This window comes from Streptomyces bikiniensis (assembly GCF_000716625.1).
GTDB lineage: Bacteria > Actinomycetota > Actinomycetes > Streptomycetales > Streptomycetaceae > Streptomyces > Streptomyces bikiniensis.
This window is the reverse complement of the sequence record NZ_JNXJ01000006.1, coordinates 95701-115590: the sequence shown is the minus strand read 5'-3', so window position 1 is coordinate 115590 and position 19890 is coordinate 95701. Positions and strand designations below refer to the sequence as shown.

At 73.4% G+C, this 19890-nt stretch carries 21 protein-coding genes; 13 read left to right on the top strand and 8 right to left on the bottom strand.

Features of this window, described 5'->3' with window-relative positions:
- The first annotated feature begins 58 nt into the window (after window positions 1-58).
- From OO47_RS05805 to OO47_RS05780, 6 genes are all read left to right on the top strand, one after another.
- A complete protein-coding gene (locus OO47_RS05805) occupies window positions 59-1033 on the top strand; it encodes a tryptophan 2,3-dioxygenase (protein WP_078489494.1) in 975 nt (324 codons plus the stop codon).
- On the top strand, window positions 1026-2267 hold the full coding sequence (gene kynU / locus OO47_RS05800; RefSeq protein ID WP_051715205.1) for a kynureninase: 1242 nt from the start codon (window positions 1026-1028) through the stop codon (window positions 2265-2267). Before OO47_RS05805 ends, kynU begins: the two co-directional genes overlap by 8 nt.
- Before the next feature lie 105 nt (window positions 2268-2372).
- Window positions 2373-3239 (top strand): alpha/beta hydrolase family protein, encoded by an 867-nt coding sequence (locus tag OO47_RS05795; RefSeq protein WP_030206130.1) that lies wholly within the window; start codon window positions 2373-2375, stop codon window positions 3237-3239.
- A gap of 105 nt (window positions 3240-3344) precedes the next feature.
- On the top strand, window positions 3345-4658 hold the full coding sequence (locus OO47_RS05790; protein ID WP_030206127.1) for a sensor histidine kinase: 1314 nt from the start codon (window positions 3345-3347) through the stop codon (window positions 4656-4658).
- Complete coding sequence (locus OO47_RS05785; RefSeq protein ID WP_030206124.1) at window positions 4655-5317, top strand: response regulator; 663 nt, start codon at window positions 4655-4657, stop codon at window positions 5315-5317. The genes OO47_RS05790 and OO47_RS05785 overlap by 4 nt, the downstream gene beginning before the upstream one ends.
- Before the next feature lie 175 nt (window positions 5318-5492).
- The gene (locus OO47_RS05780) at window positions 5493-6683 is read left to right on the top strand and encodes a cytochrome P450 (protein ID WP_030206123.1); all 1191 of its coding nucleotides are present in this window, start codon (window positions 5493-5495) and stop codon (window positions 6681-6683) included.
- A gap of 39 nt (window positions 6684-6722) precedes the next feature.
- On the opposite strand, the gene OO47_RS05775 is transcribed toward OO47_RS05780, so the two are convergent.
- Together OO47_RS05775 and OO47_RS05770 are read right to left on the bottom strand one after the other, a co-directional pair.
- Window positions 6723-7409, bottom strand: coding sequence for a hypothetical protein (locus tag OO47_RS05775; RefSeq protein WP_030206120.1), 687 nt, complete (start codon window positions 7407-7409; stop codon window positions 6723-6725).
- A gap of 133 nt (window positions 7410-7542) precedes the next feature.
- Window positions 7543-8325 (bottom strand): hypothetical protein, encoded by a 783-nt coding sequence (locus OO47_RS05770; RefSeq protein WP_030206118.1) that lies wholly within the window; start codon window positions 8323-8325, stop codon window positions 7543-7545.
- Window positions 8326-8468: 143 nt separating this feature from the next.
- On the opposite strand from OO47_RS05770, the gene OO47_RS05765 reads away from it, so the two are divergent.
- A complete protein-coding gene (locus tag OO47_RS05765; protein ID WP_030206115.1) occupies window positions 8469-9752 on the top strand; it encodes an adenylosuccinate synthase in 1284 nt (427 codons plus the stop codon).
- Between the two features lie 100 nt (window positions 9753-9852).
- Here OO47_RS05765 and OO47_RS38390 read toward each other — a convergent pair whose 3' ends face one another.
- Complete coding sequence (locus OO47_RS38390) at window positions 9853-11877, bottom strand: serine/threonine-protein kinase (protein WP_030206112.1); 2025 nt, start codon at window positions 11875-11877, stop codon at window positions 9853-9855.
- 95 nt (window positions 11878-11972) lie between these two features.
- Window positions 11973-13529 (bottom strand): PstS family phosphate ABC transporter substrate-binding protein, encoded by a 1557-nt coding sequence (locus tag OO47_RS05755; protein WP_030206109.1) that lies wholly within the window; start codon window positions 13527-13529, stop codon window positions 11973-11975.
- Between the two features lie 301 nt (window positions 13530-13830).
- Between OO47_RS05755 and OO47_RS05750 the strand changes: the two genes are divergently transcribed.
- From OO47_RS05750 to OO47_RS05740, 3 genes are all read left to right on the top strand, one after another.
- Window positions 13831-14772 (top strand): NADP-dependent oxidoreductase, encoded by a 942-nt coding sequence (locus OO47_RS05750; RefSeq protein ID WP_030206105.1) that lies wholly within the window; start codon window positions 13831-13833, stop codon window positions 14770-14772.
- Window positions 14773-14830: 58 nt separating this feature from the next.
- A complete protein-coding gene (locus OO47_RS05745; protein WP_030206102.1) occupies window positions 14831-15463 on the top strand; it encodes an AAA family ATPase in 633 nt (210 codons plus the stop codon).
- 139 nt (window positions 15464-15602) lie between these two features.
- Window positions 15603-16496, top strand: a complete 894-nt coding sequence (locus OO47_RS05740) for a glycoside hydrolase family 19 protein (RefSeq protein WP_030206099.1) — start codon at window positions 15603-15605, stop codon at window positions 16494-16496.
- 3 nt (window positions 16497-16499) lie between these two features.
- Here the strand turns inward: OO47_RS05740 and OO47_RS05735 are convergent, their stop codons facing one another.
- Window positions 16500-16679, bottom strand: a complete 180-nt coding sequence (locus OO47_RS05735; RefSeq protein ID WP_030206097.1) for a DUF397 domain-containing protein — start codon at window positions 16677-16679, stop codon at window positions 16500-16502.
- Window positions 16676-17512, bottom strand: coding sequence for a helix-turn-helix domain-containing protein (locus OO47_RS05730; protein WP_030206094.1), 837 nt, complete (start codon window positions 17510-17512; stop codon window positions 16676-16678). Before OO47_RS05730 ends, OO47_RS05735 begins: the two co-directional genes overlap by 4 nt.
- Window positions 17513-17689: 177 nt before the next feature.
- Between OO47_RS05730 and OO47_RS05725 the strand changes: the two genes are divergently transcribed.
- The 3 genes from OO47_RS05725 to OO47_RS05715 are packed head-to-tail and all read left to right on the top strand — an operon-like array spanning window position 17690 to window position 18712.
- Window positions 17690-18079 (top strand): hypothetical protein, encoded by a 390-nt coding sequence (locus OO47_RS05725; protein ID WP_106969342.1) that lies wholly within the window; start codon window positions 17690-17692, stop codon window positions 18077-18079.
- A gap of 28 nt (window positions 18080-18107) precedes the next feature.
- The gene (locus tag OO47_RS05720) at window positions 18108-18464 is read left to right on the top strand and encodes a hypothetical protein (protein ID WP_030206089.1); all 357 of its coding nucleotides are present in this window, start codon (window positions 18108-18110) and stop codon (window positions 18462-18464) included.
- Window positions 18461-18712, top strand: coding sequence for a hypothetical protein (locus OO47_RS05715; RefSeq protein ID WP_030206086.1), 252 nt, complete (start codon window positions 18461-18463; stop codon window positions 18710-18712). The genes OO47_RS05720 and OO47_RS05715 overlap by 4 nt, the downstream gene beginning before the upstream one ends.
- Here OO47_RS05715 and OO47_RS05710 read toward each other — a convergent pair.
- Both OO47_RS05710 and OO47_RS05705 read right to left on the bottom strand, forming a co-directional pair.
- Complete coding sequence (locus OO47_RS05710) at window positions 18703-19167, bottom strand: MarR family winged helix-turn-helix transcriptional regulator (protein WP_030206083.1); 465 nt, start codon at window positions 19165-19167, stop codon at window positions 18703-18705. The genes OO47_RS05715 and OO47_RS05710 overlap by 10 nt on opposite strands.
- Entirely contained in the window at window positions 19164-19769 is a 606-nt protein-coding gene (locus OO47_RS05705; RefSeq protein ID WP_030206079.1) for a DJ-1/PfpI family protein, read from the bottom strand. The genes OO47_RS05710 and OO47_RS05705 overlap by 4 nt, the downstream gene beginning before the upstream one ends.
- Window positions 19770-19890 lie beyond the last annotated feature (121 nt).

Sequence of the window (19890 nt, the reverse complement as noted above, 5' to 3'; positions counted from 1 at the left end):
GAGGTGCCGCACGGTGCGAGCGGACCGCTACCCGGTAGAACGTACCGAGGAGACAGAGATGTCCACCTTCCCGGGTTCTCCCGACACCCCCGGGGCCTCCCCCGACCCCGGCGCCTCCGGGGCCTCTCCCGAGCCCGAGACCTCCGGTGCCTCCGGAGCCTCTTCCGGCGCCTCCGGAGCCTCTTCCGGCGCCTCCGGTGCCTCCGGCGCCGACGCGGCCGTCGACGCCCCGAACCTCGACTTCGCGGGCACGACGCCGTACGAGGACTACGTCCAGGCGGACGTCCTCACCCACCTCCAGCACCTCCGCTCGGACGACCCCGGCGAGATGGTCTTCCTGGTCACCACCCAGGTCATGGAGCTGTGGTTCACGGTGATCGTCCACGAGTGGGAGACCGCGAGCCGCGCCCTGCGCGAGGACCGCGTCCCCGTCGCCATGGACGCGCTCAAGCGCTCCGTGCGCGAGCTGGAGGCCCTGAACCACTCCTGGCACCCGCTCGCCCAGCTCACCCCCGCCCAGTTCAACTCCTACCGGGGCGCGCTCGGCGAGGGCTCCGGCTTCCAGTCCGCGATGTACCGGCGGATGGAGTTCCTGCTCGGCGAGAAGTCCGCGTCCATGCTCGTCCCGCACCGGGGCGCGCCCCGCGTCCACGCCGAGCTGGAGAAGGCGCTCCACGAGCCGAGCCTGTACGACGAGGTCCTCGGCCTGCTCGCCCGGCGCGGCCTGCCCGTCCCGGCCGCCGTCCTGGGCCGCGACCTGGCGAAGCGGTACGAGCCCTCGCCCGAGGTCGAGGCGGTCTGGGCCGGGATCTACGCCGACCCCGACCAGAACGGCGAGCTGGTCCGGCTCGGCGAGGCCCTGAGCGACGTGGCCGAGCTGGTCTGGCGATGGCGCAACGACCACCTGGTGGCGACCCGGCGCGCGATGGGCGCCAAGACCGGCACCGGCGGTTCGGCCGGCGTGGCCTGGCTGGAGAAGCGGGCCCAGAAGAACGTGTTCCCCGAGCTCTGGACGGCCCGCAGCCATGTCTGACGCCCTCAAGAACGATCTCAAGAGCGATCTCAAGAACGACCTCATGACCCGCGCGCGGGACCTCGACACGGCCGACGACCTGGCCAAGCACCGCGAGAAGTTCGCCCTCGACGCGGACACCGTCTACCTCGACGGCAACTCGCTCGGCGCGCTGCCCGCCCACGTCCCCGCCCGCATGGCCGACGTCCTCACCCGCGAGTGGGGCGAGCTGCGCATCCGCTCCTGGGACGAGTCCGGCTGGTGGACCGCGCCCGAGCGGATCGGCGAGCGCATCGCGCCGATCGTCGGCGCCGGCCCCGGGCAGGTCGTGGTCGGCGACTCGACCAGCGTGAACGTCTTCAAGGCGGTCGTCGCCGCCGCCCGTCTGGCGGGCGACGGACGCGACGAGATCCTGGTGGACGCCTCGACCTTTCCCACGGACGGGTACATCGCGGAGTCGGCCGCGCGGATGACGGGTCACCGGATCGTGCCCCTCGACCCGGCCGCGATGGCGGAGGCGGCGGGCCCGCGCACGGCCGCCGCGCTCGTCAACCACGTCGACTACCGCAGCGGCCGGCTCCACGACCTGCCGGGCGTCACCGCCGCCCTGCACGCGGCGGGCGCGCTCGCCGTCTGGGACCTGTGCCACAGCGCGGGCGCCCTGCCCGTCGGCCTGGACGCCCACGGGGTGGACCTGGCGGTCGGCTGCACGTACAAGTACCTGAACGGCGGCCCCGGTTCGCCCGCCTACCTGTACGTCGCCGAGCGCCACCAGGCCGCCTTCGACTCGCCGCTGCCCGGCTGGAACTCGCACGCCGACCCGTTCGCCATGACCCCCGGCTACGAGGCGGCGGCGGGCGCCGTGCGGGGCCGGGTCGGCACCCCCGACATCCTCTCCATGCTGGCGCTCGAAGCGGCGCTGGACGTGTGGGACGGGGTCGCGGTCGAGGACGTGCGGACCAAGTCCCTCGCCCTCACGGACTTCTTCCTGGAGTGCGTCTGGGCGTACGTCCCCGAGGGCCGAGTCGCGTCGATCACGCCCGAGGCGCACGGCGAGCGCGGCAGCCAGGTCGCGCTGCGCTGTGCCGGGGCCCCGGCCGTGATGGCCGAACTGATCCGGCGCGGGGTCGTGGGCGACCTGCGCCGCCCGGACGTCCTGCGGTTCGGCTTCACACCGCTGTACGTCGGGTTCGCGGACGCGGAGCGCGCGGCGCGGGTCCTGGCGGAGGTCCTGGCGGACGTGCCGGCCGCGTAACGGGTACGAGGGTCCGATGATCACCTGATCCGCGGGGCTCCGGTCCTGGTACCGTCCCCGCAGGTCAGGCCAATTCGGCCCCGTACCCGAGAGGTTGGAACAGCCATGGATCCCGCCGCGCGCGACGCCGCCGAAGAGGCGTCGGCCTTCTCGCACCCGGTCGTCGCCCCGGACGCCACCGCCGCGTACGGCGACCACCCGGACCAGGTGGTGGACTTCTACGCCCCGCGCGACGGGCGCGTCCGGGCCCCGCTGGTCGTCGCCCTGCACGGCGGCGCCTGGCGGGCGCCGTACGACCGGGCGCACCTGTCGCCGTTCGCGGACTTCCTGGCCCGGCGCGGCTTCGCCGTCGCCAGCGTCGAGTACCGGCGCGGCGGCGGCCTGCCCCGCCAGGGCGGCACGTCCCCGGTCGCCGGGCGCTGGCCCGAGACCTTCGACGACGTGGCCGCCGCCCTGGACGCCGTACCGGAGCTGGCCGCCGTGCACCTGCCGCAGGCCGACACGGGCCGGATCGTGCTCACCGGGCACTCGGCCGGCGGACACCTGGCCCTGTGGGCCGCCGCCCGGCACGTCCTGCCCGCGGGCTCCCCGTGGCGGCTGCCCGAGCCGCCGCCGCTGCGCGGGGTCGTCGCCCTCGCCCCGATCGCCCACTTCGCGCGGGCGGTCGAGCTGGGGGTGTGCGGCGGCGCGGTCACCGAGCTCCTCGGCGGGCCGGAGGCGTACGGGGAGCGCGCTGCCTCCGCCGACCCGGCCCTCCTCCTCCCGACCGGCATCGCGACCACCGTCGTGCAGGGCCGCGAGGACGTGGTCGTGCCGTACGCGGTGGCCGACGCGTACGCGGAGGCGGCGGCGAAGGCGGGGGAGACGGTCGGCCTGACGCTCCTGGAGGAGACCGGCCACTTCCCGCCGATCGACCCGGCGACGGACGCGTGCGCGGTGGTGGCGGAGGAGATCGCCCAGCTGGCCTGGTGACCCCCATGGGGGGTCCCGGGGCCCTTCGTAGTACTCAGGGCGGACGGGGAAGGATCCGTACGGAGCGGGACGACCCGCTCCGGCGGTCCCCGTACCGTAATCGGCGTGACTCAGACACAGACCCCCGGGACGAGCCGGGCCCCCGAGTTCCACCTGGTCCAGGCCGTCCTCGGCGGGCTGCGCCAGGAGCTCTTCGACGACGCCCTGGCCTACCGGCCGCTGGCACCCGTGGAGGCGACCAGCCGGTTGGCACGCCTCCTGCCGAAGCGGATACGGGCCCGCGCGGGGTTCTTCCCGCACGCGGTCGTCGCGTTCGCGGCCTTCATCGCCTTCGCCGCAGGGTACGAGAGCGTCGACACCCACTTCGCTCCGCTGACACTCGTGGTCGCCTGCGCGCCGCCCGCGATCGTGCTGCTCACCCTGGTCCGGCCGGTCCTCGCCTTCTGGGCCTCGCTCGGTTCGGCACCCTTCATCGGCTACCTCAGCGACTACGACGGCGGCTGGCCCTGGTCGCACACGACGTTCTTCTCCCACCTGGTGGTCCTCGCCGTGGTGGCCGCCCGCACCCGCCCCCGCACGGGGGTGTGGATGTGGCTCGTGACGGCGGGCTTCTGCCTCTTCACGGAGATGTTCCTGGGGGCGGGGCGCGGCTCCGATTCCGTGCCGATGCTCTTCGTCTCGGCGCTCGTCCTGCTCACCGTCGCCGTCTTCCAGATCCGCCGCCAGGCCGACCGCGAGGTCACCGCGCAGCAGACGGTCACCGCGCAGGAGCGGTCGAAGCGGACGCTCCTGGAGGAGCGGACCACGATCGCCCGGGAGCTGCACGACGTCGTCGCCCACCACATGTCGGTGGTCGCCATCCAGGCGGAGGCCGCGCCGTACCGGGTCGAGAACCCGCCGCCGGAGCTGGAGCAGGCCTTCCTCACCATCCGGGAGAACGCGGTCGCGGCCCTGACCGAGCTGCGCCGCATCCTGGGGGTCGTCCGGGCCGAGGACTACGAGGCGCCCGACGCCCCGCAGCCGACCCTGGCCGACCTGGACGCGCTGGTCGCGAACGTCCGCGAGGCCGGACTCGACATCGAGAAGACGGTGACCGGCGCGGTGCGCGAGCTGCCGCAGGGCGTGGAGCTGTCCGCGTACCGGATCGTCCAGGAGGCCCTGTCGAACGTGCTGCGGCACGCGCCGGGCGCGGCGGCGAAGGTCGAGGTGTCGTACGTCCTCGGAGGTCTGGGCCTGCGCATCGCCAACGGTCCGGCGCGCGGCCTGGTGAAGCCGTCGCCGGGGGCGGGCCACGGCATCACCGGGATGCGGGAGCGTGTGACGATGCTGGGCGGTGAGATGACGGCCGGGGCGACCGAGGACGGTGGCTACGAGGTGGCGGCCTTCGTCCCCGTGAGCCGTGAGGAGGCCGTGTCGTGATCCGGGTGCTGATCGTCGACGACCAGATGATGGTCCGGGAGGGCTTCTCGGTCCTGCTGGGCGCGATGCCGGACATCGAGGTCGTCGGTGAGGCGGTCAACGGCCGGGAGGCGATCGCCCAGGTGGCGGCCCTGCGCCCGGACGTGGTCCTGATGGACATCCGGATGCCGGAGCTGAACGGCATCGAGGCCACGCGGGAGATCGTGGCGGCCGACGCGGACGCGAAGGTGCTGGTCCTGACCACGTTCGACCTGGACGAGTACGTGTACCAGGCGCTGCGCGCCGGGGCCTCCGGCTTCCTGCTCAAGGACGCCTCGGCCCGGCAGCTCGCGGACGGGGTCCGGGTCGTCGCGGCGGGCGAGGCGCTGCTCGCGCCGACCGTCACGAAGCGCCTGATCACCGAGTTCGCGAAGGCGCCGGGGGCATCGCCGCGTCTGCCGGCGACGGCGCAGATCGGGGAGCTGACCGAGCGCGAGACGGAGGTCCTGGTGCTGATCGCGCAGGGCCTGTCGAACGCGGAGATCGCGGACCACCTGGTCGTGGCGGAGTCCACGATCAAGACGCACGTGAGCCGGATCCTGGTGAAACTGGGCCTGCGGGACCGGACGCAGGCGGCGGTGTTCGCGTACGAGGCGGGGCTGGTACGGGTCGGCGGGTAGGGCCTGTCCGGCGGACCGCGGCCGGGGCCGCGACGCCCGGCACGGCACCTCGCCGCGTTGCCGAAACGCCCCGACAGCTCCGCTGTCGACCCGCTCCGGCGCCTTGCGGGCCACCGCACCAGACGGCCGCGGCCTGTCCGACCCTGTTCCGCCGGGCAGGCCCTAGCGTCGGTCCATGGACACCCCCGCGTACGACCCCTGGTCCCCGCAGTTCGTCGCCGATCCCTACCCCGCCTACGCCGAGCTGCGGGCGGCGGGCCGCGCCCACTGGCACGAGCCGACCCGCCAGTGGCTGGTCCCGCACCACGAGGACGTCTCGGCGCTCCTGCGGGACCGGCGCCTGGGCCGCACGTACACGCACCGCTTCACGCACGAGGAGTTCGGCCGGGAGGCGCCGGACCCGGCGCACGAGCCCTTCCACACCCTGAACGACCACGGGCTCCTGGACCTGGAGGGCGCGGACCACACCCGCATCCGCCGCCTGGTTTCGAAGGCGTTCACGCCGAGGACGGTGGAGAACCTGGCCCCGACGGTACGGCGCCTCGCCGCCGGTCTGGTCGGGGACCTGCTGGCGGCGGGCGGCGGCGACCTCCAGGCGCTGGTGGCGGAACCGCTGCCGGTCGCGGTGATCGCGGAGATGCTGGGGATCCCGGAGGAGGACGAGGAGCGGGGCCGGCTGCGGCCCTGGTCGGCGGCGATCTGCGGGATGTTCGAGCCGAACCCGTCGGAGGAGACGGCGGGGCGGGCGGTGGAGGCGTCGCTCGCGTTCTCGGCCTACCTCCGCGAACTGATCGCGAGGCGCCGCAAGGATCCGGGAGAGGACCTGATCACAGCCCTCCTCGGGGTCCGGGAGCTGACGAAGCAGGAGATGATCTCGACCTGCGTGCTCCTCCTGAACGCGGGCCACGAGGCGACGGTGAACACCACGGTCAACGGCTGGCGGATCCTCCTCCAGGAGGGCGTCCGTCCACGTCTCGAAAACTTGTCCACAGCTGTGGAAGAACTCCTGCGCTACGACACCCCGCTCCAGATGTTCGAGCGCTGGGTCCTGGACGACGTCGAACTCGACGGCCTGCTGATCCCCCGGGGCTCGGAGGTCGCCCTCCTCCTCGGCTCGGCCAACCGCGACCCGTCCCGCTTCGGCCCCACGGCCGACACCCTCGACCTCACCCGCCCCGACAACCCCCACCTCGCCTTCGGCGCGGGCATCCACTACTGCCTGGGCGCCCCCCTGGCCCGCCTGGAACTGACGACCCTCTTCGCGGAGCTCCTGCGGCGGGCACCGGGGCTGCGCCTGGTCTCGGAGCCGGTGCGGAAGCCGGGGTACGTGATCAGGGGGTTCGAGGAGCTGGTGGTGGAGGTGTGAGGGCCGGCTCGCCCGGCGAGGCCTTCCGGCTGTCCCGTTTCACCCCATCGCGCCCGTAGGACGCGCCGGTCTTCCCGGGGCTCCCGCGCTAGACCGGGGCGCAGCAGCGGGCGGAGGGCGTGTCCGGGGCCTCGGCAGGGGCGCGGTGCCGTCTCCGGCCGGCCGTGGACCGGTCGGGGCCGCCAGGGCCGGCAGCCCTCGCGCCTCCGCCCGCCGTACGACCCGGCGCCGCGCGGCCCCGCCCCGTACCGGCTTCGCCCAGAACAGCTTCCCGCTGTCCGGATGGGCGAGGACCCCGCCCGTGCGCGGGTCGCCGCACCAGCGCAGTACGCCGTCGGGGCCGGGCTCGGCCGCGTCCTGCCGCCACCGCACGGCCACGACGGTGAGCGGCCACAGTTCGCCGGTCGCCGGAGAGCCCAGGACGACCGCCGGGGAGTGCAGGCGGCGGGCGACCGGTACGGCGGTGTGCGCCGACCACTCCCCGGCGACCAGGACGGCCCGCATCCTGCGGGCGATCACCAGGGACCCGGCCCCGACGAGGGCGAACATGACGCCCAAGGTGACGGGCCACGCGAGCACGGCGGCGATCCCGGCGGAGCCGGGCCGGAACGCGAAGAGCGCGCCCGCGAGGAGCAGGAGGAGGCCCCCGGCCAGCGACCCCTCGGCCCGCCGCCGGTACCGCTCCAGTGCCTCGGCGGTCTCCGCCCCGTCCAGCGCATACGTCATCACGGCCCCCGTGGTGTCCCCTTCCAGGACGCTATCCGCTCCCCGTACGGGATTCCCTGCGCGCCCCCGGCAACGTCACCTCCTCCCCGACGTCACACCTCCGGCAGCCGCGCCCCCACACCCCTCCCCGACGTCACCCCCTCGGCAGCCGCAACCCCCACGCCCCCTCCCGCACCGTCCACGTCCGTCTCCGCACCGGGCCCGTCAGGCGGCCGTCCGCGCGGTAGCGGAAGTCCGGGCCCGAGACGGTGAGGGTGCGGGCGGTGGTGCGGCGGGGCGGGGCGGCGGGGGGACGGACGGTCACCTCGGCCGCGCCGGCGACCGAGCGGGCCGTCAGGGCCTCCAGCGGGGCGTCCACGTCCGCGAGCAGGACGCCGTCCGCCTCCACCCGCAGGGGGTGCGTGCGGACCGCCGGGGGGACCAGGGTGCGGACCAGGGAACGGCAGGTGCCCCAGACCGACGGGGCCGCCGGGGCCGGGACCGGGACGGCCGGGACCAGCAGGTCCCCGAGGACGACGCCGTCGCTGTCGTCCACCAGGAGGTCCAGGCGGCGCACCGCCCCCTCCAGGGCCGCCCGCGCCGCCGCCGGGGTGGAGGACGGCACGCCGAGCGCGTGCGCGACCTCCAGGGCCTCCGGCGCGCCGATCGGAACCAGGGCGAGGGCCCCCTCCGCGAGGTCCCGCTCGCGGTGCAGCAGGGTCACCGCGCGCAGCAGGGCCCGGTCGTCCCCGAGCAGCACGGGGCGCCGGGAGCCGCGCCGGGCCAGGGCCCGGGAGAATTCCTCCGGGCCGTCCGGCAGGCAGATCTTCGCCTTCGCGCCGGCGGACAGGACATCCTTCGCGATCCGTACGGACTCGCCGTCGCTTCGGCGGGCGACCGGGTCGACGATGACCAGCAGCTGGTCGTGATCCGACACCTCGGTCCTTCCTCGGGTAGCATCTTTGTGCAAGAGCCCCTTGCGCTATTGCGCCAGGGGCTTCGTCTATTCCGGGGCACACCGGTGAGGCGGCGTACGCCCCCTGACCTTGGACATGCCCCACCCGGAAGGGGTGTACGCCTGTGCCCGCACTTGTGCTGCTCGGTGCTCAGTGGGGTGACGAGGGCAAGGGAAAGGCCACCGACCTGCTCGGTGGATCCGTTGACTATGTGGTGCGCTACCAGGGCGGCAACAACGCCGGCCACACGGTCGTCGTGGGCGACCAGAAGTACGCGCTGCATCTTCTCCCTTCCGGAATCCTCTCGCCGGGGTGCACCCCGGTGATCGGAAACGGTGTCGTCGTCGACCCGGCGGTCCTGCTCTCCGAGCTGAGCGGACTGAACGAACGCGGCGTCGACACGTCGAAGCTCCTGATCAGCGGCAACGCCCATCTGATCACCCCGTACAACGTCACCCTCGACAAGGTGACGGAACGGTTCCTCGGCAAGCGCAAGATCGGCACCACGGGCCGGGGCATCGGCCCGACCTACGCCGACAAGATCAACCGCGTCGGCATCCGGGTCCAGGACCTGTACGACGAGTCGATCCTCACCCAGAAGGTCGAAGCGGCCCTGGAGGGGAAGAACCAGCTCCTCGCCAAGCTGTACAACCGGCGGGCCATCGAGGCCGGGCAGATCGTCGAGGAGATGCTCCAGTACGCGGAGCAGATCAAGCCGTTCGTCGCCGACACGACCCTGATCCTCAACAACGCGCTGGACGAGGACAAGGTCGTGCTCTTCGAGGGCGGCCAGGGCACCCTGCTCGACGTCGACCACGGCACGTACCCCTTCGTCACCTCCTCGAACCCGACCGCCGGCGGCGCCTGCACCGGCACCGGCGTCGGCCCGACGAAGATCAGCCGCGTCATCGGCATCCTCAAGGCGTACACGACCCGCGTCGGCGCCGGCCCGTTCCCGACCGAGCTGTTCGACCAGGACGGCGAGGACCTGCGCCGCATCGGCGGCGAGCGCGGCGTCACCACCGGCCGCGACCGGCGCTGCGGCTGGTTCGACGCGGTCATCGCCCGCTACGCCACCCGCGTCAACGGCCTGACCGACTTCTTCCTCACCAAGCTCGACGTGCTCACCGGCTGGGAGCAGATCCCGGTCTGCGTCGCGTACGAGATCGACGGCAGGCGCGTCGAGGAGCTGCCCTACTCGCAGACCGACTTCCACCACGCGAAGCCGGTCTACGAGATGCTGCCGGGCTGGTCCGAGGACATCACCAAGGCCAAGACCTTCGCCGACCTGCCGAAGAACGCGCAGGCCTACGTGAAGGCCCTGGAGGAGATGTCGGGCGCCCCGATCTCCGCCATCGGCGTCGGCCCCGGCCGCACCGAGACGATCGAGATCAACTCCTTCCTGTAGGACGTCCGGAAGGAGAAGGAGTACGTGCGAGGGCCCGCCCCCGGTCACCGACCGGGGCGCGGGCCCTCGCGCGCTCCGGCTTTCCGGCTTTCCGGAAGGACTAGGAACGCCGCCGGTACTCGCCCGGCTCCGCGTCGACCATCGGGTACACCAGGAGCCGGTCCTCGCCCTTCCCCCGCACGACCTGGAGGTAGCTGGAGCCGTTCTCCGCGCACTCGGGGTCCCAGGCGCCCTGGTCCCGCACCTGCGGGCCGACGACCAGCAGGTTCCCGGAGCCGCCGAGGACGGCGGTGGAGCCGCAGGAGACCGTCTCGGGGGTGGGCGCGCCCTCCTCGTCCAGGCGCGGGAAGACGTCCCGGAACCGGACGACCCGCGTCCCGACCGGCCCCTGCGTGACCGTCACCCACGTGCCGTACCGCCCGTCCTGGTCGCCGTAGACCTCCGGCCGGGGGACGTTCTGCCACTCCCCGAGGAAGCGGGCGGGGACGACGGACGTGCCGGTGGGGGCCTTGCGGAAGGTGGCCCTCGCGGCGCCCGAGGTCCACTCCAGGACGTCGGGGGAGCGCAGGGCGAGGGTCTGGTGGGCGGCCGGGGTGCAGCGGGCGGCGGGCACGCTGGTCGTCACGTCGGACTCGCCGTACACGACCTCGTCCTCGTCGGCCGAGACGAGCCGCGAGCGTCCCATGCACAGGCGGTTCTCGGACACCTGGGTGTAGACGGCGTTCTTGGCGCCGGCCGGGCCCTGCGTGATCTCGATGCGGACGGTCTCCCTGGGGTGGTCCTCGCCGCCCTGGAGCACGCCCTCCCAGGCGCCGAGGAAGGCGGCCGGGACGATCCCGGCGGGGGCGGGGGCGGCCGTCCCGCCCGTTCCCCGCTCGCCCTTCCCGTCGGTACCGGTGGCCGGGCCCGGCCAGAAGGTGTACGCGGCGGTGGCCGCGGCCGCCACCGCGAGGGTCGTGAGGCCGGCGAGCAGGGCCCGGCGGCGCCGGGGGCGGGACGGGGCGACGGTGGACCCGGTCGGGTGGGCGGGAGCGGGGGCGGGGGCGCCGGTCGGCTCCCCGGAGGCCGTACGGCCGGTGTCCCCGGAGGCCGTACGACCGGTGCCCCCGGAGACCGTACGGCCGGAGCCCCCGGAGACCGTACGGCCGGAGCCCCCGGAGGCCGTACGACCGGAGCCCCCGGAGACCGTATGGCCAGTGCCCTCGGCCCCGGGGGCCACCCCCGTCCCCGTCCCCGCCTCCGCCTCCAGCAGTCGCGCCGCGTGTCGGCCCAGGCGGGCCAGGACGTCCGCCGGGAGCCAGGGGTCGGCGACCGGGAGCGTCCCGACCAGCTCGTCCGTCGCGGGGCGGGCCGCCGGGTCCTTGGCGAGGCAGGCCCGGATCAGGCCGGTGAGCTCGGGCGGCAGGCCCGTCAGGTCGGGCTCGTCGTGGGCGATGCGGAACATCGTGGCGTGGACGCCGCTGTCCGCCGTGCCGAAGGGCGCGCGCCCGGTCGCCGCGTACACCAGGACCGAGCCCAGGCAGAAGACGTCCGACGCGGGCGTCAGGCGCTCGCCGCGCACCTGCTCGGGCGACATGAAGCCGGGGGAGCCGACGACGGCCCCGGTGGTGGTGAGGTTGCCGCCCTCGGCGACCGTGTCGAGGGCGCGGGCGATGCCGAAGTCGATGAGCTGCGGCTCGTCGACGGTCAGCAGGACGTTCGAGGGCTTGAGGTCGCGGTGGACGAGCCCGGCGGCGTGGATATGGCCGAGGGCGCGGGCGAGCCCGGCCGCCAGGGTCCGTACGGTCTCCGTCGGCAGCGGCCCGTGCGCGTCGCCCACCACCGCCCGCAGCGAGGGCCCCGGCACGTACCCGACGGCGACCCAGGGGGCCTCGGCGCCGGTGTCCGAGCCGAGGACGGGGGCCGTGCCCGTGCCGCCGACCCGCTCCAGGGCGGCGACCTCGCGGGCGAACCGGCGCCGGAACTCGTCCTGGGAGGCCAGTTCCGCGTGCACCACCTTCACGGCGACCGTCCGGCCCCCGGCCGAGCGCGCCAGGAAGACCCGGCCCATCCCCCCGACCCCGAGGCGGCCGATCAGTCGGAACGGGCCGATGCGCTCCGGGTCCTCCGCGTTCAATGGCTCCACGTCGTCAGAGCATGCCAGACCGGCCGGGGCCCGTCCCCGTGTCCCTTCGAGCGCCCCGGGGGCCTCGGCAGCCCCGGGCGCCCCGGGGGAGGGCCTCACCCGTCCCCGCAGACCCGCAGCCCCTTCGGGGTGGCGCAGGGCAGGTGGCCGTGGAGGCGGACGAGGTCCTGGCCGGCGCCCCGGGTGAGGTAGGCGAGGAAGCCGGCCGTCAGGGAGCCGGTCGGCGGCTCGCCCCAGGTGTAGGCGTACTCGATCTCCCGGTACGGGTAGTCGGACGCGCCCAGCTCGTCGACGTCGGCGTCGCGGCCGTCGATCGCCACCCGGTGCAGGCCCTTCACGGTGCCGCTCGCGCGCAGTTCGCCGTAGCCGACGGCCCCGGGGAGCCGGGCGACGGTGTCCAGGACCTGTTCGGTGGAGTCGAGTTCGCAGCGGGTCACCTTCGCCCGGGGGTCGTCGCGGTGCTCGCAGTCGAGGGAGGAGTGGGCCGGTTCGTTCTCCCCGAGGACCCGGCGCTGGAAGACCTCCCGGGTGCCGGAGCCGGCGTTCCGGCTCACCAGCCGGATCGGCAGGTTCGGGCCGCCGAGCGCGCTCCAGTTGGTGATGTCGCCCCGGTAGACGCCCCGGATCTGCGCCCGGCTCAGGTTGGCGACGGGTACCCCGTCGTGCACGACGAGGGTGAAGAGGGAGACGGCGACCGGGGTCTCCCGCAGCTCCGGGTGGCCGTTCGGCTTGCGCCCGTCGGAGAGCGCGACGACGGCGGGCGGTGCCTCCTTCGCCGCGGCGGCCTTCCTCCCGGCGGCGTCCAGTTCCCGGACGCCGGTGGCCGAGCCGTGCGCGTCCACGGTCACCTTCGCACCCGCGCAGTCCTTCTCGTACTCCTTCGCGAGCTGCCGTGCGACGGGCGCGAAGGCCGTCGAGCCGCTGACCGTGAGGGTGCCCCGGGCGCAGCCGATCGGCGGCGGGGCCTCCTCCCGGACGATGATCGCGGCGAGGGCGACGACGCACGCGGTGAGGAGGACCGTGACGGACAGCGCGGCCCGGCTGAAGACGGGCGGCTTGTCGTCGGGGGTGAGGCTGCGGGTGGGGTGGACGCGGCCCTCGGTGATGCTGCCGTCGACCGTGACCGCGCCGCCGATCGGGCCGCCGGCGAGCAGGACGAGCAGCTTGTAGTAGGCGCCCCGGTTGAGCGGGACCTTCGGCAGGGCGATGCTGGTGGCGCCCTCCGCGGGGCCCGTCCAGGACTCGGGGAAGTGGCTGAGGAGGCGGGGGTGGTCGGGGGCGGTGACGACGACCGCCTTCACGTGCCGCCCCTCGAACTCCACCGTCAGCCCGTGGTCGTCCCCGTCCGTGTAGTGCTCGCGGGTGACGGACAGGGCCCCGTCGTTCTCGATCCTGAGCAGGACGAGGGTGGCGTCCTCCAGGCCGGGGCTGGCGTTGAAGTAACCGCGCCGCACGGCCGCGCCGGTGCCGGTGCCGGTGCCGGCATCGGCACCGTTCGTCCCGCCGCCGACGGCCGTGTCCAGCTGGATGCGGTAGCCGATCCGCCGCTGGCGCAGCACCCACCACTGGTACCAGGCGACGCCGATCGAGACCAGGACGCCGATGAGTGCGGTGACGACGGCGACGAGGTTCTCGGAGGTGAGCCAGTCCATGCGCGCGACGGTACGGACGTGTGTGCGGTTCCGTGGGGGGCTTCGCCACCCGTCACCTGGAGTTCTCCCTTCCGCAAGCCGGATTCCGGCCGCGTTCCCGGGGTGTCGCGCGGGCGGGTCATCAGCAGTTGCCGGGGGTGGGGAGCCTCTGTGTAATGGCCACGAGGGGGCTTCCGTACGAGCAGTCCGCGAGCGAGCAGGCGAGCAGGCAGGCAAGCGAGCAGGCAAGCGAGCGAGCAGGCAAGCAAGCAGGCAAGCGAGCGAGCGAGCGAGCAGTACACGAGCGGTACAGGAGTGCCCCATGCGCGTCGTCGAAGTGATCTCCTACGGCGGACCCGAGGTCCTCAGGATCGCCAACCGCCCCGAACCGGAGGCCGGCGACGTCCCGGGCCGGGTCAGGGTACGGCTCAAGGCCGCCGCCGTGCACCAGGCGGACCTGCGGATCCGCTCGGGGCAGTGGGCCGCCTTCCTGGGCGAGCTGGCCCCGCCCTTCGTCCTGGGCTTCGACTTCGCGGGCGTGCTCCTGGACGCCGCGCCCGGCCTCCCCGAGGGGACCCGGGTGGCCGGTTTCATCCCCTGGGTGTCGGAGGGGACGGGCGAGGGCTCGTACGCGGAGGTGATCCGCGCCGCTCCCGAGTGGCTGGCGCCGATCCCGGACGACATGGACTTCACGACGGCCGCCTCGGTGCCGCTCTCCGCGCTCGTGGCCGACCAGGCCGTCGACCTCCTGGACCTGCCCGAGGGCTCCCCGGTCCTGATCAGCGGAGCCGGCGGGGTGGTGGGCCGCTTCGCCGTCCAGCACGCCGCCGCGGCGGGGTACAGGGTGGTCGCCCTCGCCGACGAGGACGTCCGGCACGAGCTGCTCCGGCTCGGGGCCGAGGAGCTGGTCCCGCGCGGCGACCCCGCGGACGTCGTCGCCAAGGTGCGCGCCCACGTCCCCGAGGGGGTCGCGGCCGTCCTGGACGCCGCGCTCATCGGCGCCCCGCTGCTGCCCGCCCTGCGGGACGGCGGGACCTTCGTCTCGGCCTCCGGCGAGCGGCTGCCGGACCGGGTCCGGGACATCGACGTCACCGCGATCCGCCCCCGCCCGGACGCCGCCCGCCTGAAGACGATCCTGGACGGCGTCGCCGCCCGCGAGCTGATGACCCGGACGGCGGACATCGTCCCCCTGGCCTCGGCCGCCGAGGCCCACCGCCGCGCGGAGGCCGGCCACCGCCCCGGCCGGATCGTGCTCCTGATCTGACCGCCCACCCCGGGGCCTGTCCGACGGATCAGGGTCGGACGGGCCCTAGGGTCGGGGGATGCTGATCTGGATCAACGGGCCGTTCGGCGGGGGCAAGACGCAGACCGCGTACGAGCTGCGCAGGCGGCTGCCGGGGAGCGTCGTCTGCGACCCCGAGCACGTCGGCTTCGGCCTGCACCGCATGGCGCCGCCGGGCCTCCGGGGTGACTTCCAGGACCTCCCGGCCTGGCGGCAGGGCGTGTACGAGGTCCTGGACCTGGCCCTGCGGAGGCACCCGGGCGTGGTGATCGCGCCGATGACGGTCGTGGAGCCCCGGTACTTCGAGGAGACCGTCGGGCGGCTGCGCGCGGCCGGCCACGACGTGCGGCACTTCGCGCTCCTCGCCGAGCGCGCGACGGTCCTGCGCCGGCTGCGCGAGCGCGGCTTCGGGCACGCGGTGCGGGCCCTGGGCGGGAAGGACGCCCCGCTGCGCCGGGAGGGCTTCGCCGTGTCGAGGCTCGACCTGTGCCTGGACCGGTTGCGCGGCGAGGAGTTCGCGGAGCACGTCCGCACCGACCGCCTGACGGTCCCGCAGGTGGCGGACCGCATCGCCGCCTCGGCCGGCCTCGTCCTCGCCCCCGACACCGACGGCGCCCTCCGCGCCCGCCTGCGCCGGGCGGCGGTCGGGGCCCGGCACATCCGCTTCGACTGAACTCGCATATCGGGGAGGGGTGTTCTCTCTCCGGACCACTGTCACGATTTCTGGTCTAGACCTTGACAGGTCCAGACCAATCACGCTTCGCTGGCCCTTCCCATCCGATCCCGGACCCCCCCACCCGGAAGGACGAGCGATGCTCCGCAAGTTGCTCACGCTGTTCGCCGCGCTCTGTACGGCCGTAGGCGTGGCCGTCATGCTCCCCGCGGCCTCGGCAGGGGCGGCCCCCGCCTGTGTGACGGCGTGGAACTCCTCCACGGTCTACACCGGCGGCAAGACCGCCTCGTACAACGGCCACAACTGGTACGCGAAGTGGTGGACGCAGAACGAGCGCCCCGGCTCCTCGGACGTCTGGCGCGACGAGGGCGCCTGCGGCACCGGCGGCGGCGGTGACGACGGCGGCCAGAACAACGGCTTCGTCGTCTCCGAGGCCCAGTTCAACCAGATGTTCCCGAACCGGAACCCGTTCTACACGTACGCGGGCCTGGTCAACGCCCTCAAGTCGTACCCGGCCTTCGCCACCACCGGCAGCGACACGGTGAAGAAGCAGGAGGCCGCGGCCTTCCTCGCCAACGTCTCCCACGAGACCGCCGGGCTCTACTACATCGTGGAGCAGAACACGGCCAACTACCCGCACTACTGCGACCGGAACCAGCCCTACGGCTGCCCGGCCGGCCAGGCCGCGTACTACGGCCGCGGCCCGATCCAGCTCTCCTGGAACTTCAACTACAAGGCGGCCGGTGACGCCCTCGGCATCGACCTCCTGAACAACCCCTGGCGGGTCGAGCAGGACCCGGCCGTCGCCATGTCCACCGGTCTCTGGTACTGGAACACCCAGAACGGCCCCGGCACGATGACCGGCCACAACGCCATGGTGAACGGCGCGGGCTTCGGCCAGACCATCCGCTCCATCAACGGCGCGCTGGAGTGCGACGGGAAGAACCCGGCCCAGGTGCAGAGCCGGGTCACCAGGTACCAGCAGTTCACCCAGATCCTGGGCGTCCCGACCGGCGCGAACCTGTACTGCTGACGGTCAGCTCTGCCACGCGACGAACGCGGACCAGGCGGCGGGCTCCACGGCGAACGTGGGCCCGCCGTCCTGCTGCTTGGAGTCGCGCAGGTGCACGGCGTGCGGGCAGGCGGCGACCTCGACGCAGTTGCCGCCGCCGCTGTCGCTGTAGCTGGACTTGAACCACTGCAGGGTGTCGTTCATCTCCGTACTCCCGCCAACTCCTCGATGACGCCCAGCGACCTGCGCGGATCCAGGGCTTGTGCCCGGATCTTCGCATACCGCTGCCGGTGCGTACTCACCTTCGTCCGGTCGGTGATCAGCAGGCTCTCCCCCTGGATCTCCAGGAAGGTCACGTGGTCATGGGCAGGGCTCTCCACGATGTTCAACTCTCCCCGGTCACCGGCGTACTCTCCGCTCAGCCCCGCGTCTAGCGGCAGCACCTGAAGGTTCACGTTCCTCCTCCGGGCGCACTCCGCCAAGTACTCCAGTTGCTCCCGCATGACCTCCTTGCTCCCGATCGGGCGCTTCAGCACCGACTCGTCGAGGACGAGCTCGATCTCGCACACGGGCTTCCTGTCGAACAGCGCCTTCCGAGCCATACGGCCGATCACCAGCTCCTCGGTCCGCTCCGGCATCGGCTCCGGGTACCCGCCCGCGATCAGCGCCCGCGCGTACGCCTCCGTCTGGAAGAGGCCGTGGACGACATGGTTCGCGTACAGCCACAGCGCCACCGCCTTCTGTTCGATCGGCGCGTACCCGCGGAACTGCTCCGGCAGTTTCTCCAGCCGTACGAGTTCCCGCAGCTCCTCGAAGATGCCCGTCCCGCTGCTCAGCGCCTGTTCGAGCTGCGCCAGCATTTCGTCGCTCACCGGTTGGATCATCCGCTCCATCGCGCTGATCGCCGCTCCGGTGTAACCCATCTCCGCCCCGAGTTGTTCCTGCGTCATTCCTTTCTTCATACGCATTCTCTTGGCCAGCGAAGCCGCCATCCGCGCCGCCGGACCCACCGGTTCCCTGTTCTCCGCTCGCGTCATCGCGCTCCCCATTCGAACTCAACCGGTCTCAACCGGTCTCAACTGCTCTCCGCCCAATTCGACTGCATTCAAGCTGGGTTGGCGCAGGTCGACGGGCTGCCGACGCACCGTCAGCAGTCGTGGAAAACGCTAGCGTCGGCGCGGGAACATGTCCCCGTGATTGAAGAGAATCGGGAAGTGAACGTGGACTGGATTCCAGTTTCCGGATTCCAACTGCGTAAGGCAGGCGTACAATTCGACGCCGTTCGAGTGGACGGCGACGACGGGCGTCGGCTGGCCGACTGGATGGAGGCGCTCACCGGCGGCGACCCGGGGCCGGTCGTCATCGAGGCGAACGGGCGGCGCGGGGTCTACTTCCTGGTCCCGCCGGGGACGACGTCCCACAAGGCGTGGCCGCGCGGGGTGACCCGTTTCAACGCGGGACCGGCGCACGTGAGCTACGTACCCGTGCCCGCCCTCACCGGCCGGACCTGGCCGCTCGCGTGGCGGTGTCCGCCGTCGGGCCCGGACAGGTTCGTACACCCGCTGCTCCTGCGGAGCGCCGTCACGGAGTTCTTCGCTGGCTAGGCTGGCGGGGGACCCCTGGGAGGACACTGTGAGCACGGAGCCCGAGCACGGCGGAGAGCTGATCCCGCGCCCTGAGCGCACCCCCGACGCGCTGCGCGTCGCTCTCGCCCGTATCGCCCCCCACCGGCTGGCGGAGATGGAACAGCAGAAGAACGAGGCCTTCTCCCTGGCGGCCGAGCACGACACGCTCGGCCCCCTGCACGGCTGGCTGAACGTCTGGGCCCGTGAGGTGGAGATCGAGCGGAGGCACGACCTCTCCACGCGTCGCCGTTCGGCACTGGACGCACTCCACCGCACGGGTGGCAAGGCCGATCCCGCTTTCCGTGCCGCGATGGACGAACTCCGTGCGGTCGAGGACGAGGCCGCGCGGGCGGTGTCCGAGTGAGCTGGCGCTGGGAGTACGACCCCGACGAGGAACATGTCGTCGGTGGTGCGCCGCCCGCCTTCGTGGCCGAGGTGGAGAAGCGGGCCGACGAGTTGGTGAGGGCCGCCGAGGCGTTCTACCTGGACGGATCCGTTTACCGGGGCGAGGGGCCCAGAGGGAACGACGCCTTCGTGCCCGGCGGCATGTTCACCTATCTGGTGCTGCCTCGGCACGAGTGCGTCTACCTCCGGCAGGTCACCTACTGGTGACCGGGCCCGGCCTCCTCCACCGCCTCCACCGCCTTCGAGAGGCGTTCCAGGACCCGCACCGTCTCCTCGAACGCCTCCGGGCCGCCCAGCTCCCGCTGGAGCAGGGCGGCCAGCTCCGCGTGGCCCGGGTCGATGCGGCGGACCGCCGCCCGGCCCGCGTCGGTGGGGGCGAGGAGCTTGGCGCGGCGGTGGGCCGGGTTCGGCTCGTAGGACGCCAGGCCCTCCCGTACGAGGAGGTCGGCCACCCGCTGGACGCTCTGGCGGGTGATGCCCATGACGCGGGCGATCCCGGCGACCGGCAGGGGTTCGGGGAGCACGGCGCCGAGGACCTGCCACCAGGCGGCGGTCAGGCCCGCCGGCTCGGCCAGCTTCTCCGAGACGGCGAGGAACTGGCCGTTCAGGCGGAAGACGCCCAGGGCCGTGCGGGACAGGGCGTCCTGCGGCTCGTGGCTCATCCGTTCAGCTCGGCGAAGGCCGCCGGGTCCGAGTCGTGGAAGAGGCGGAACCAGGCGTCCCGCTTCCCCTCGTACGCCCCGAGCCGGGCGAAGATCTCACGGGCGAAGGCGACGGGCTCGGTCGGGCCCGCCGTGATGAGGTCGCCGTCCCGCACCGCGTCCGCCTCGACGTAGTGCTCGCCGCCCCGGTAGCCGGTGGCGGCCAGGTAGAAGGAGACCGCGCTGGTGTGGCGGCGGTCGTCGAGGAGGCCCTCGCGGGCCAGGCCCGCCGTCGCGCCGCAGATCGCGGCGACCGGGACCCCGGCGTCGAGGAAGGCGCGGGCCTTGGCGGCGAACGGGGCCAGCTCGTCGCCCTCGTCGTACTTCTCGGCCCCCGGCAGGATCAGCAGGGCGCTGTCCTCGGGGCGCAGGTCGTCCAGCGCCAGGTCGGGGACGATCCGGATTCCGGCGAGGGTGGTGACGGGCTCGCCGGCGACCGGGCCGACGGTCCTGATCGTGTGGCCCGCGCGGGCGAGCCAGGCCGTGGCGTGGCCGGTCTCCCAGTCCGCGAGGGTGTCGTAGACGGCGAGGTGGACGGTGGTGGTGCCGCTCTCGGATGTCATGACAGAAGACTGTCATCTCGACAGGATGCTGTCAATAGAGACGGCCAGGGGGCAACGTGTCGCGTCCCTCCCGGTCTCGGTGGACAAGATGGCCATGGCCCTTCCCACCTGCGGTTCCCTA

What these genes read in the sequence shown, in the direction of transcription:
- OO47_RS05805 (WP_078489494.1), top strand. Translation starts at nt 59, where the DNA reads ATGTCCACCTTCCCGGGTTCTCCCGACACCCCCGGGGCCTCCCCCGAC.
- kynU (WP_051715205.1), top strand. Translation starts at nt 1,026, where the DNA reads ATGTCTGACGCCCTCAAGAACGATCTCAAGAGCGATCTCAAGAACGAC.
- OO47_RS05795 (WP_030206130.1), top strand. Translation starts at nt 2,373, where the DNA reads ATGGATCCCGCCGCGCGCGACGCCGCCGAAGAGGCGTCGGCCTTCTCG.
- OO47_RS05780 (WP_030206123.1), top strand. Translation starts at nt 5,493, where the DNA reads ATGGACACCCCCGCGTACGACCCCTGGTCCCCGCAGTTCGTCGCCGAT.
- OO47_RS05775 (WP_030206120.1), bottom strand. Translation starts at nt 7,409, where the DNA reads ATGACGTATGCGCTGGACGGGGCGGAGACCGCCGAGGCACTGGAGCGG.
- OO47_RS05755 (WP_030206109.1), bottom strand. Translation starts at nt 13,529, where the DNA reads ATGGACTGGCTCACCTCCGAGAACCTCGTCGCCGTCGTCACCGCACTC.
- OO47_RS05750 (WP_030206105.1), top strand. Translation starts at nt 13,831, where the DNA reads ATGCGCGTCGTCGAAGTGATCTCCTACGGCGGACCCGAGGTCCTCAGG.
- OO47_RS05745 (WP_030206102.1), top strand. Translation starts at nt 14,831, where the DNA reads ATGCTGATCTGGATCAACGGGCCGTTCGGCGGGGGCAAGACGCAGACC.
- OO47_RS05740 (WP_030206099.1), top strand. Translation starts at nt 15,603, where the DNA reads ATGCTCCGCAAGTTGCTCACGCTGTTCGCCGCGCTCTGTACGGCCGTA.
- OO47_RS05735 (WP_030206097.1), bottom strand. Translation starts at nt 16,679, where the DNA reads ATGAACGACACCCTGCAGTGGTTCAAGTCCAGCTACAGCGACAGCGGC.
- OO47_RS05730 (WP_030206094.1), bottom strand. Translation starts at nt 17,512, where the DNA reads ATGACGCGAGCGGAGAACAGGGAACCGGTGGGTCCGGCGGCGCGGATG.
- OO47_RS05710 (WP_030206083.1), bottom strand. Translation starts at nt 19,167, where the DNA reads ATGAGCCACGAGCCGCAGGACGCCCTGTCCCGCACGGCCCTGGGCGTC.
- OO47_RS05705 (WP_030206079.1), bottom strand. Translation starts at nt 19,769, where the DNA reads ATGACATCCGAGAGCGGCACCACCACCGTCCACCTCGCCGTCTACGAC.